Origin of the sequence: Pseudomonas migulae, assembly GCF_024169315.1 — a bacterium.
Taxonomy (GTDB): Bacteria; Pseudomonadota; Gammaproteobacteria; order Pseudomonadales; family Pseudomonadaceae; genus Aquipseudomonas; species Aquipseudomonas migulae_B.
This window is the reverse complement of sequence record NZ_JALJWR010000001.1, coordinates 3,891,650-3,903,446: the sequence shown is the minus strand read 5'-3', so window position 1 is coordinate 3,903,446 and position 11,797 is coordinate 3,891,650. Positions and strand designations below refer to the sequence as shown.

The following is an 11,797-nucleotide window of genomic DNA, read 5'->3' as shown; positions in this document are numbered from 1 at the left end:
TGGCCAAGGTGGAAGGCGAGCAAAACCACGGGAGATCTATTTATAAGGAAACGCTGGTTGGAAATTGACCTAGAGGCTTGCTTTCTCTAGAATCCCCGGTCTCTTAAAACGGGGGCCATTCCGGCCCGTTGTGGACGAACCAGGTAACACGACAATGAAACGTACTTTCCAACCAAGCACTATCAAACGCGCTCGTACCCACGGTTTCCGTGCTCGCATGGCTACCAAGAACGGCCGTGCCGTTCTGTCGCGTCGTCGCGCCAAAGGTCGTGCGCGTCTGGCAGTTTGATAAGCCGGCACTGGAGGTGAGTCAGGACTTCAGTCGGGAAAAGCGTCTGCTTACTCCCCGGCATTTCAAGGCAGTCTTTGACTCCCCTACCGGCAAGGTTCCGGGGAAAAATCTCCTGCTCCTTGCGCGCAACAACGATCTTGATCACCCCCGTCTCGGGTTGGTTATCGGGAAAAAGAGCGTAAAGCTCTCCGTCGAGCGCAATCGCCTCAAACGTCTGATGCGCGAATCGTTCCGTCTGCACCAGGATTCACTGGTCGGTTGGGACATCGTTATCGTCGCGCGCAAAGGTTTGGGTGACGTAGAAAACCCCGAATTGATTCAGCATTTCGGCAAACTCTGGAAACGTCTGGCACGTAGCTCGCCGGTACCAGCAGTCAAAACCGAAACTGTAGGGGTAGACAGTCCCGATGCGTAAACTGGCACTCGTTCCGATCCAGTTTTATCGCTATGCCATTAGTCCCCTGATGGCCAGTCACTGTCGTTTCTACCCCAGTTGTTCCTGCTACGCGTTAGAAGCCATAGAAAATCATGGCCTTCTGCGCGGTGGCTGGCTGACCTTTCGTCGTTTAGGTCGCTGTCATCCGTGGAATCCCGGTGGTTATGACCCGGTTCCACCTATCCCTACCTCCCGTTCTTCTTCGATGGCCGAGTAATCATGGATATCAAACGCACGATCCTGATCGTCGCCCTGGCAATCGTGTCCTACGTTATGGTTCTTAAATGGAACCAGGACTATGGCCAGGCTGCCCTGCCGACTCAGAATGTTGCTTCCAGTACTACCGCACCGGGCCTACCGGATACGGCGACTGGCAATAATGCTTCCGTCAGTGACGACATTCCACGCGCCGCAAGCGATACCACTGCTACTGCTCCTGCTGAAACGCCGGTAGCTGCAAGCAAAGACCTCATCCAGATCAAAACGGATGTGCTCGATCTGGCTATCGATCCACAAGGTGGTGATGTCGCCCAACTGAAATTGCCGCTGTATCCACGTCGTCAGGACCATCCGGAAATTCCGTTCCAGCTGTTTGATAACGGCGGCGAACTGACTTACCTGGCGCAAAGCGGTCTGATCGGTACCAACGGCCCGGACGCAAGTCCAGCCGGTCGTCCGGTTTACGCCTCGGAGAAGAAGATTTACCAACTGGCTGACGGTCAGGACCAATTGGTCGTGGACCTGAAGTTCAGCAAGGACGGCGTCAACTACATCAAGCGTTTCACCCTGAAACGTGGCCTGTATGACGTAACCGTTTCCTACCTGATCGACAACCAGAGCGCACAGCCCTGGTCCGGTGCGATGTTCGCGCAACTGAAGCGTGACGCCAGCGGCGATCCTTCCTCAACCACCGCCACCGGTACCGCGACTTACCTGGGCGCAGCCCTGTGGACAAGTAACGAGCCGTACAAGAAAGTGTCCATGAAGGACATGGACAAGGCGCAGTTGAAGGAAACCGTCACTGGTGGTTGGGTTGCCTGGTTGCAGCACTACTTCGTGACCGCGTGGATTCCGGCGAAGGGCGAAAACAACGTCGTCCAGACCCGCAAAGACAGCAAAGGCAACTACATCATCGGTTATACCGGCCCGGCAATCAGTGTTGCGCCAGGTGCGAAAGCCGAAACCAGTGCCGTTCTGTACGCCGGGCCGAAAAGCCAGGCAGTGCTGAAAGAGTTGTCCCCAGGCCTGGAACTGACTGTCGACTACGGCATTCTTTGGTTCATTGCCCAGCCAATCTTCTGGCTGCTGGGACACATTCACGCCATCGTCGGTAACTGGGGCTGGTCGATTATCTTCCTGACCATGCTGATCAAAGGGATCTTCTTCCCGCTGTCGGCTGCCAGCTACAAATCCATGGCCCGTATGCGTGCAGTGGCTCCGAAACTGGCTGCGTTGAAAGAGCAACATGGCGATGACCGGCAGAAAATGTCGCAAGCCATGATGGAGCTGTACAAGAAAGAGAAGATCAATCCGCTGGGTGGTTGCTTGCCAATCCTCGTGCAGATGCCGGTTTTCCTTTCGCTGTATTGGGTTCTGCTTGAAAGCGTTGAAATGCGCCAGGCGCCGTTCATGCTGTGGATTACCGACCTGTCGATCAAGGATCCGTTCTTCATTCTGCCGATCATCATGGGTGCAACCATGTTTATCCAGCAGCAGTTGAACCCGACTCCTCCGGATCCGATGCAGGCGAAGGTCATGAAAATGATGCCAATCATCTTCACCTTCTTCTTCCTGTGGTTCCCGGCTGGTCTGGTGCTGTACTGGGTAGTGAACAACTGCCTGTCCATCGCCCAACAGTGGTACATCACGCGTAAGATCGAAGCGGCTACCAAAAAAGCCGAGGCGTAACTTACTCTGTGGGTAACCACTCAAAACGCCCCCTAGTGGGGCGTTTTGCTATCTGTCACTTTTGTCTGGATACCGGTTTATGAGCGTTCCTCGTGAAACCATCGCCGCCGTCGCCACCGCTCAAGGTCGCGGCGGTGTGGGCATCGTCCGTATTTCCGGGCCGTTGGCGAGTGTGGCGGCCAAAGCGTTCAGTGGTCGTGAACTCAAGCCGCGATTTGCCCACTATGGCCCGTTCCTGAGTGAAAACGATGAGGTGCTCGACCAAGGCATCGCGCTCTATTTCCCGGGACCGAACTCGTTCACCGGCGAAGATGTGCTGGAACTCCAGGGCCATGGCGGCCCGATCGTTCTCGATATGCTGCTAAAACGTTGTCTGGAACTGGGTTGCCGCCTGGCCCGTCCGGGTGAATTCAGTGAGCGTGCCTTCCTGAACGACAAGCTCGACCTGGCCCAGGCCGAAGCCATCGCCGATTTGATCGAGGCAAGTTCTGCACAGGCGGCGCGAAATGCACTGCGTTCGTTGCAGGGCGCCTTTTCCGAACGTGTGCATAACCTCACCGAGCAACTGATTGGCCTGCGGATCTATGTCGAAGCGGCAATCGACTTTCCGGAAGAAGAAATCGACTTCCTTGCCGATGGCCACGTGTTGACCATGCTCGACAAAGTACGCGACGAGTTATCCACCGTACTGCGAGAAGCCGGGCAAGGCGCCTTGTTGCGTGACGGCATGACGGTGGTCATCGCGGGTCGGCCGAATGCCGGAAAATCCAGCTTGCTGAACGCCCTGGCCGGGCGAGAAGCAGCGATCGTGACTGAGATTGCCGGCACGACCCGGGATATTCTTCGTGAACATATCCACATTGATGGCATGCCGTTGCACGTTGTCGACACGGCTGGCCTGCGGGATACCGATGATCAGGTTGAGAAAATCGGTGTGGAACGGGCGCTGAAAGCCATCGGCGAGGCAGATCGCGTACTGCTGGTCGTCGATGCCACCGCTCCTGAAGCCCTTGATCCGTTCGCGCTGTGGCCGGAGTTCCTGGAGACCCGCCCGGATCCGGCCAAAGTCACGCTGATCCGGAACAAGGCGGACCTGACTGGCGAAGCTATTGCCCTGGAAGTCAGCGAGGATGGGCACGTCACCATCAGCCTCAGCGCCAAGTCTGCAGGCGAGGGCCTGGAATTGCTGCGTGACCACCTCAAGGCCTGCATGGGCTATGAACAGACCTCGGAAAGCAGCTTCAGTGCTCGCAGGCGTCACCTTGAAGCATTGCGGCATGCCAGTGCTTCCCTCGAGCATGGTCGTGCACAGCTGACCCTGGCAGGTGCCGGTGAACTGCTGGCAGAGGATTTGCGTCAGGCGCAGCACGCCTTGGGTGAAATTACCGGCGCATTCAGCTCCGATGATCTGCTGGGACGAATCTTTTCCAGCTTCTGTATCGGTAAATAAACCTCCGTTGTCCACAGACAGGCCGTCCCGCGCCTGTCTGTTTCCCTCCTTTCTCTAATTCTTCCTCCAGTGCCGAGCTGATTCTTTTTGCTTGAGCGGATTTTCCATGCCTGGAATTCGATCATTCCCGGTTTTTCTGTGGATTAAGCCCTGTGAATAACTGCCACTAAGGGCAGTTGATAACAGGGCCTCAAAACTGAAGATAACCGCCTCTGTGGATAACCACCCCTTTCATCCACAGGCTTACACCGGTTATCCAAGGCCCTCATTGGCACATGACCACAGGGTTTTGAATCTCTGTACATATTGAATATAAGGGCCTGTAGAGATCTATCCACAGAAAGGTGCCTCAGTAGAAATAAACATAAAAACAAAGATTTAATAAATTTCTCTCTTTTTAATTTCTATAACCCCGACTTCTCCACAGCTGGTTAAATTTTGTGCAAAGGGTTCTTTAGGAAGGGCGAAGTCCCTATACTTGCCGACCTGGTCCAGAAACCCGGGCTCAAACTATTCCTGAATTACCTACTTAAGCAGGCACGAGGTGCGTGGTGGATTTCCCTTCCCGTTTTGAAGTGATCGTCATCGGCGGCGGTCATGCCGGTACCGAGGCAGCACTGGCGTCAGCACGCATGGGGGCGAAAACCCTGTTGCTGACGCATAACGTGGAAACCCTCGGTGCCATGAGTTGCAACCCTGCCATTGGCGGGATCGGCAAAAGCCATCTGGTGAAAGAAATCGATGCCCTCGGCGGCGCGATGGCCATGGCAACCGATAAAGGCGGTATCCAGTTTCGCGTTCTGAACAGCCGCAAAGGCCCGGCCGTGCGTGCAACGCGCGCTCAGGCAGACCGTGTTCTGTACAAGGCCGCTGTCCGCGAAGCATTGGAAAACCAGCCGAACCTGTGGATATTTCAACAAGCCGCTGATGACCTGATCGTCGAGCAGGAACAAGTGCGCGGTGTCGTCACCCAAATGGGCCTGCGTTTCTTCGCGGATTCCGTGGTGTTGACCACTGGCACCTTCCTCGGTGGACTTATCCACATCGGGATGCAGAATTATTCCGGTGGTCGCGCTGGTGATCCGCCCTCGATTGCCCTGGCTCATCGTTTGCGTGAATTGCCACTGCGTGTCGGCCGCTTGAAAACAGGGACACCGCCGCGCATCGACGGTCGATCCGTGGATTTCTCGGTGATGACCGAGCAAGCCGGTGATACGCCGATCCCGGTGATGTCGTTCATGGGTTCCAAAGAGCAGCATCCGAAACAGGTGAGCTGCTGGATTACCCACACCAACGCCCGGACCCACGAGATCATCGCGGCGAACCTCGATCGTTCGCCGATGTATTCCGATGCAGGGTTGATCGAGGGCATTGGCCCGCGTTACTGCCCGTCGATCGAAGACAAGATCCACCGCTTTGCCGACAAGGAAAGCCACCAGGTCTTCATCGAACCGGAAGGTCTGACCACGCACGAGTTGTATCCGAACGGGATATCCACATCCCTGCCATTCGACGTGCAGTTGCAGATCGTGCAATCGATCCGCGGCATGGAGAACGCACACATCGTGCGTCCGGGATACGCCATCGAATATGACTATTTCGATCCGCGTGACCTGAAATACAGCCTGGAAACCAAAGTGATTGCCGGTCTGTTTTTCGCCGGACAGATCAATGGCACCACCGGTTACGAAGAAGCCGGTGCCCAAGGTTTGCTGGCCGGAGCCAACGCCGCACTGCGCGCAAAAGGCCAAGAGGCCTGGTGCCCGCGTCGCGACGAGGCGTACATCGGAGTGTTGGTCGATGACCTGATTACGTTGGGGACTCAAGAACCGTACCGGATGTTCACTTCCCGTGCCGAATACCGTTTGATCCTGCGCGAAGACAACGCGGACCTGCGCTTGACCGAAAAAGGTCGTGAACTGGGTCTGGTCGATGACGCGCGTTGGGCGGCTTTCTGCACCAAGCGCGAAAGCATCGCACTGGAAGAACAACGCCTGAAAAGCACCTGGGTTCGCCCGGGCACCGAGCAGGGCGATGCGATTTCCGAAAAATTCGGTACGCCGCTGACCCACGAATACAACTTGCTCAACCTGCTGAGCCGTCCGGAAATCGACTACGCTGGTCTGATCGCCGTCACCGGCGGTGGCGCAGAAGATCCACAGGTTGCCGAGCAGGTCGAAATCAAGACCAAATACGCCGGCTACATCGATCGTCAACAGGATGAAATCGCGCGCCTGCGGGCCAGCGAAGACACAAAACTGCCTGTGGATATCGATTACACGAACATTTCCGGTCTCTCGAAAGAGATCCAGAGCAAGCTCGGCGCGACCCGTCCAGAGACTTTGGGCCAGGCGTCACGTATTCCGGGCGTTACGCCAGCAGCGATTTCGCTGTTGATGATTCATTTGAAAAAACGCGGCGCGGGCCGTCAGTTGGAGCAAAGCGCTTGAGTTCGTTGGTCACCTCGCAACACGCCGAAGAGTTATCCACAGGTGCTCGCCAGCTCGGTGTCACACTGACCGAAACCCAGCACGCGCAGTTGCTGGGCTATCTGGCCCTGTTGATCAAATGGAACAAGGCCTACAACCTGACCGCCGTGCGCGACCCGGACGAAATGGTCTCGCGCCACTTGCTCGATAGTTTGAGCATCATGTCGTTCATCGAAAACGGCCGCTGGCTGGACGTGGGTAGCGGCGGCGGCATGCCGGGCATTCCGTTGGCTATCCTGTTTCCAGAGTCGCAAGTGACCTGCCTGGACAGCAACGGCAAGAAAACCCGCTTTCTGACCCAGGTCAAACTCGAACTCAAACTGGATAACCTGCAAGTTATCCACAGTCGCGTCGAAGCCTTCCAGCCTGCGCAGCCGTTCAACGGGATCATTTCCCGGGCGTTCAGCAGCATGGAGAACTTCAGCAACTGGACTCGCCACCTCGGCGACGCCGATACACGCTGGCTGGCAATGAAGGGCGTTCATCCGGCCGATGAGCTGGTAGCATTGCCGGCAGACTTCCACCTCGATAGCGAACACGCCCTGGCCGTACCTGGTTGCCAAGGCCAACGCCATCTGCTGATACTGCGCCGCACGGCATGATTGGGAACACAAGCAAGAATGGCTAAGGTATTCGCGATAGCGAACCAAAAGGGTGGTGTGGGTAAAACCACCACCTGCATCAACCTCGCAGCTTCCCTGGTCGCTACCAAGCGCCGGGTGCTGTTGATCGATCTCGATCCACAGGGCAACGCCACCATGGGCAGCGGTGTGGATAAACACGGCCTGGAAAATTCGGTTTACGACTTGCTGATCGGCGAGTGCGACCTGGCCCAGGCCATGCACTACTCGGAGCACGGTGGTTACCAGCTGTTGCCGGCCAACCGTGACCTGACCGCGGCCGAAGTGGTTCTGCTGGAAATGCAGATGAAGGAAAGCCGCCTGCGCAGCGCGTTGGCGCCGATCCGTGAAAACTACGATTACATTTTGATCGACTGCCCGCCGTCGCTGTCGATGCTGACACTGAACGCTCTGGTTGCGGCCGACGGGGTCATTATCCCCATGCAGTGCGAGTACTTCGCGCTCGAAGGCTTGAGCGATCTTGTGGATAACATCAAGCGCATCGCTGAACTGCTGAACCCGAACCTGAAAGTCGAAGGCTTGTTGCGCACGATGTACGACCCGCGCCTGAGCCTGATGAACGACGTGTCGGCTCAGCTCAAGGAACACTTCGGCGAGCAGCTCTACGACACCGTCATTCCGCGCAACATCCGCCTGGCCGAAGCGCCAAGCTATGGCATGCCGGCGCTGGCGTACGACAAGACATCACGGGGCGCCATTGCCTATCTGGCATTGGCGGGCGAGATGGTTCGCCGTCAACGCAAAAACTCACGCACCGCCGCTGCTCAGCCAACTTAAGGAATCCCCATGGCCGTCAAGAAACGAGGTCTCGGACGTGGACTGGATGCACTGCTGAGCGGTCCGACTGTCAGCTCTCTGGAAGAACAGGCGGTACAAGCCGATCAACGTGAGCTGCAGCATTTGCCCCTGGACCTGATCCAGCGTGGCAAGTACCAGCCACGTCGGGATATGGACCCGCAGGCGCTGGAAGAACTGGCGCAGTCGATCAAGGCCCAAGGCGTGATGCAGCCGATCGTGGTTCGTCCGATCGGTAGCGGCCGCTTCGAAATCATCGCCGGCGAACGCCGCTGGCGCGCCAGCCAGCAGGCTGGCCAGGAAACCATCCCGGCGATGGTTCGCGATGTGCCGGATGAAACCGCCATCGCCATGGCGCTGATCGAGAACATCCAGCGTGAAGACCTCAATCCGATCGAAGAAGCGGTAGCCCTGCAGCGTTTGCAGCAGGAATTCCAGCTGACTCAGCAACAAGTGGCCGAAGCGGTGGGCAAGTCCCGCGTGACCGTGGCCAACCTGCTACGCTTGATCGCGTTGCCGGAAGTTATCAAGACCATGCTGTCCCACGGTGACCTGGAAATGGGTCATGCGCGTGCTTTGCTTGGTTTGCCGGAGAATCAACAGGTTGAAGGGGCGCGACATGTTGTCGCACGGGGGCTGACTGTGCGCCAAACTGAGGCACTGGTTCGCCAGTGGTTGAGTGGCAAACCGGAGCCTGTCGAAGCGACAAAACCGGACCCTGATATCGCCCGACTCGAGCAGCGCCTGGCTGAGCGCCTAGGCTCTGCGGTGCAGATCCGACACGGAAAGAAGGGGAAGGGGCAGTTGGTGATCGGTTACAACTCCCTCGATGAGCTTCAGGGTGTGCTTGCACACATTCGCTGAAACATTTCCTCATGTAGCGTGCAGTCGGAAATCACTACCTGACAGTTGAATAGGGGCAGAACCGCCCCTATACTCTGCGCGCATTTTGTCGGCACAAATTATGCCAAGTTATTGAATTCTGGCAGCCGACCATTGGGGAGTAATTGTGATGGAAAGCCGCACGCCAAACCGCTTGCCGTTCCATCGCCTGGCAGTTTTTCCGGTGTTGATGGCTCAGTTTGTCGTTTTGCTGATCGCCGCTTTGGCGCTCTGGCAATGGCACGGAGTCGTTGCCGGGTACTCAGGACTCTGCGGAGGCCTGATAGCCTTGCTACCCAATGTTTATTTCGCTCACAGGGCATTTCGGTTTTCCGGCGCCCGAGCAGCTCAAGCCATCGTCCGGTCTTTTTATGCCGGCGAGGCGGGCAAACTGATTTTGACGGCAGTGCTTTTTGCGTTGACGTTTGCAGGTGTGAAGCCATTGGCGCCGCTAGCTGTATTCGGCGTCTTCGTGTTGACCCAACTGGTCAGCTGGTTCGCGCCCCTGCTGATGAGAACAAGACTTTCGAGACCTTAGGGCGTTTGAGGCAACCATGGCAGAAACAACCGCTTCGGGCTATATCCAGCACCACTTGCAGAACCTGACCTTCGGTCAGCACCCAACCGGCGGGTGGGGTTTTGCCCACACCGCAGCAGAGGCCAAGGAAATGGGCTTCTGGGCTTTCCACGTCGATACCCTCGGCTGGTCGGTCGCTTTGGGTCTGATCTTCGTTCTTCTTTTCCGCATGGCGGCAAAGAAAGCGACTTCCGGTCAGCCTGGTGCATTGCAGAACTTCGTTGAAGTATTGGTCGAATTCGTCGATGGCAGCGTGAAAGACAGCTTCCATGGCCGTAGCCCGGTGATTGCACCGCTGGCACTGACCATCTTCGTCTGGGTCTTCCTGATGAACGCCGTCGACCTTATCCCGGTCGACTGGATTCCTCAGCTGGCCATCCTGATCACTGGCGATGCGCACATTCCATTCCGTGCCGTATCGACCACTGACCCGAACGCTACCCTGGGCATGGCCCTGTCGGTGTTCGCGTTGATCATTTTCTACAGCATCAAGGTCAAGGGCATCGGCGGCTTCATCGGCGAACTGACCCTGCACCCGTTCGGCAGCAAGAACATCTTCGTTCAGGCCCTGCTGATTCCGGTGAACTTCCTGCTGGAGTTCGTGACGCTGGTGGCCAAGCCGATTTCGCTGGCACTGCGTCTGTTCGGCAACATGTACGCCGGCGAACTGGTCTTCATTCTGATTGCTGTGATGTTCGGCAGCGGTCTGCTCTGGCTTAGCGGCCTGGGCATAGTTCTGCAGTGGGCGTGGGCTGTGTTCCACATCCTGATCATCACCCTGCAGGCGTTTATCTTCATGATGCTGACCATCGTCTACCTGTCGATGGCGCACGAAGAGAACCATTAAGACCAGTCTCGACTAGTCTGATGTCCCACCCGGTCAAACGGGTGGGTGCCCGAACAGGGCTATGAAACGATTTGTTTTACCGCTTTAAAATCTAAAAAACCTAAACCATACGACGTAAAAGTCGGGAGGAAAGATGGAAACTGTAGTTGGTCTAACCGCTATCGCTGTTGCACTGTTGATCGGCCTGGGCGCACTGGGTACCGCAATTGGTTTCGGCCTGTTGGGCGGCAAGTTCCTGGAAGGCGCAGCGCGTCAACCAGAAATGGTTCCAATGCTGCAAGTCAAAATGTTCATCGTTGCCGGTCTGCTCGACGCCGTAACCATGATCGGTGTTGGTATCGCTCTGTTCTTCACCTTCGCGAACCCATTCGTTGGTCAACTCGCTGGCTAATCACTCGAACCTTCGAGTGATTGGTTTGATGTGCAACGAACGAGCGAGGTGTTGGCGTGAACATTAATGCAACCCTGATTGGCCAGTCCGTTGCGTTCTTCATTTTTGTACTGTTTTGCATGAAGTTCGTGTGGCCTCCGGTCATCGCGGCTTTGCACGAACGTCAGAAGAAGATCGCGGATGGACTGGACGCTGCCGCCCGAGCAGCTCGCGACCTGGAGTTGGCCCAAGATAAAGCGGGTCAACAACTGCGCGAAGCTAAGGCTCAGGCAGCTGAAATCATTGAGCAAGCCAAGAAACGCGGTAACCAGATCGTTGAAGAGGCTGTTGAAAAAGCCCGTATCGACGCTGACCGTGTGAAGGTTCAGGCTCAGGCCGAGATCGAGCAGGAACTGAACAGTGTCAAAGACGCGCTGCGTGCCCAACTGGGTGCACTGGCCGTCGGCGGCGCCGAGAAGATCCTGGGTGCCACAATCGATCAAAACGCGCACGCGGAGCTGGTAAACAAACTGGCTGCTGAAATTTAAGCGAGGGCGATCATGGCAGAATTGACCACGTTGGCCCGACCTTACGCTAAGGCAGCCTTCGAGCACGCCCAGGCCCACCAGCAACTGGCCTCTTGGTCAGCCATGCTCGGCCTGGCTGCAGCAGTGTCGCAAGACGACACCATGCAGCGCGTGCTCAAGGCCCCGCGACTGACGAGCGCAGACAAGGCCGCCACGTTTATTGACGTGTGCGGCGACAAGTTTGATGCCAAGGCACAGAACTTCATTCACGTCGTTGCCGAAAACGACCGTCTCCCGCTTTTGCCGGAGATATCCGCTCTGTTCGACCTGTACAAGGCCGAACAAGAGAAGTCGGTAGACGTTGAAGTGACCAGTGCTTTTGCATTGAACCAAGAACAGCAAGACAAACTCGCCAAGGTTCTCAGTGCACGACTCAACCGGGAAGTGCGCCTGCAAGTCGAGGAAGACAAATCCCTTATTGGGGGCATTGTCATCCGCGCCGGCGACCTGGTTATCGATGGCTCGGTTCGCGGCAAACTCGCGAACCTTGCCGAAGCATTGAAATCTTGAGTTTGAAGGGGCA

At 56.6% G+C, this 11,797-nt stretch carries 14 protein-coding genes; all 14 read left to right on the top strand.

The annotated features are described in order from the left end of the window. Positions 1-154 precede the first annotated feature (154 nt). The 14 genes from rpmH to J2Y86_RS17880 all read left to right on the top strand — a co-directional run bounded on the left by rpmH (position 155) and on the right by J2Y86_RS17880 (position 11,784). Complete coding sequence (gene rpmH / locus J2Y86_RS17945; protein WP_003213577.1) at positions 155-289, top strand: 50S ribosomal protein L34; 135 nt, start codon at positions 155-157, stop codon at positions 287-289. Between the two features lie 16 nt (positions 290-305). Continuing rightward, positions 306-707 carry a ribonuclease P protein component gene (gene rnpA, locus J2Y86_RS17940; RefSeq protein ID WP_197678881.1) on the top strand — a complete coding sequence of 134 codons (402 nt, stop codon included), beginning with the start codon at positions 306-308 and terminating at the stop codon, positions 705-707. After that, positions 700-945, top strand: coding sequence for a membrane protein insertion efficiency factor YidD (yidD, locus tag J2Y86_RS17935; RefSeq protein ID WP_010207715.1), 246 nt, complete (start codon positions 700-702; stop codon positions 943-945). Before rnpA ends, yidD begins: the two co-directional genes overlap by 8 nt. 2 nt (positions 946-947) lie before the next feature. Then, positions 948-2,636: a membrane protein insertase YidC gene (gene yidC, locus J2Y86_RS17930; protein ID WP_253434167.1), complete on the top strand. Its 1,689-nt coding sequence runs from the start codon at positions 948-950 to the stop codon at positions 2,634-2,636. Positions 2,637-2,715: 79 nt separating this feature from the next. Then, positions 2,716-4,086 (top strand): tRNA uridine-5-carboxymethylaminomethyl(34) synthesis GTPase MnmE, encoded by a 1,371-nt coding sequence (mnmE, locus tag J2Y86_RS17925; RefSeq protein ID WP_253434164.1) that lies wholly within the window; start codon positions 2,716-2,718, stop codon positions 4,084-4,086. Positions 4,087-4,637: 551 nt separating this feature from the next. Continuing rightward, positions 4,638-6,536 (top strand): tRNA uridine-5-carboxymethylaminomethyl(34) synthesis enzyme MnmG, encoded by a 1,899-nt coding sequence (gene mnmG, locus J2Y86_RS17920; protein WP_253434162.1) that lies wholly within the window; start codon positions 4,638-4,640, stop codon positions 6,534-6,536. Further along, positions 6,533-7,177 (top strand): 16S rRNA (guanine(527)-N(7))-methyltransferase RsmG, encoded by a 645-nt coding sequence (gene rsmG, locus J2Y86_RS17915; RefSeq protein ID WP_253434159.1) that lies wholly within the window; start codon positions 6,533-6,535, stop codon positions 7,175-7,177. Before mnmG ends, rsmG begins: the two co-directional genes overlap by 4 nt. Before the next feature lie 18 nt (positions 7,178-7,195). After that, positions 7,196-7,993 carry a ParA family protein gene (locus J2Y86_RS17910; RefSeq protein ID WP_017341702.1) on the top strand — a complete coding sequence of 266 codons (798 nt, stop codon included), beginning with the start codon at positions 7,196-7,198 and terminating at the stop codon, positions 7,991-7,993. A 9-nt stretch (positions 7,994-8,002) separates the two neighbouring features. Then, the gene (locus tag J2Y86_RS17905) at positions 8,003-8,875 is read left to right on the top strand and encodes a ParB/RepB/Spo0J family partition protein (RefSeq protein WP_253434156.1); all 873 of its coding nucleotides are present in this window, start codon (positions 8,003-8,005) and stop codon (positions 8,873-8,875) included. Between the two features lie 148 nt (positions 8,876-9,023). Beyond that, positions 9,024-9,431 (top strand): F0F1 ATP synthase subunit I, encoded by a 408-nt coding sequence (locus J2Y86_RS17900; RefSeq protein WP_010465473.1) that lies wholly within the window; start codon positions 9,024-9,026, stop codon positions 9,429-9,431. Positions 9,432-9,447: 16 nt separating this feature from the next. Continuing rightward, positions 9,448-10,317 carry a F0F1 ATP synthase subunit A gene (gene atpB, locus J2Y86_RS17895; RefSeq protein WP_017341701.1) on the top strand — a complete coding sequence of 290 codons (870 nt, stop codon included), beginning with the start codon at positions 9,448-9,450 and terminating at the stop codon, positions 10,315-10,317. Between the two features lie 133 nt (positions 10,318-10,450). After that, on the top strand, positions 10,451-10,708 hold the full coding sequence (gene atpE / locus J2Y86_RS17890) for a F0F1 ATP synthase subunit C (protein WP_002555987.1): 258 nt from the start codon (positions 10,451-10,453) through the stop codon (positions 10,706-10,708). A gap of 56 nt (positions 10,709-10,764) precedes the next feature. Further along, complete coding sequence (locus J2Y86_RS17885) at positions 10,765-11,235, top strand: F0F1 ATP synthase subunit B (RefSeq protein WP_008027535.1); 471 nt, start codon at positions 10,765-10,767, stop codon at positions 11,233-11,235. A 12-nt stretch (positions 11,236-11,247) separates the two neighbouring features. Beyond that, positions 11,248-11,784: a F0F1 ATP synthase subunit delta gene (locus J2Y86_RS17880; RefSeq protein ID WP_253434152.1), complete on the top strand. Its 537-nt coding sequence runs from the start codon at positions 11,248-11,250 to the stop codon at positions 11,782-11,784. The last annotated feature ends 13 nt before the right edge of the window (positions 11,785-11,797 follow it).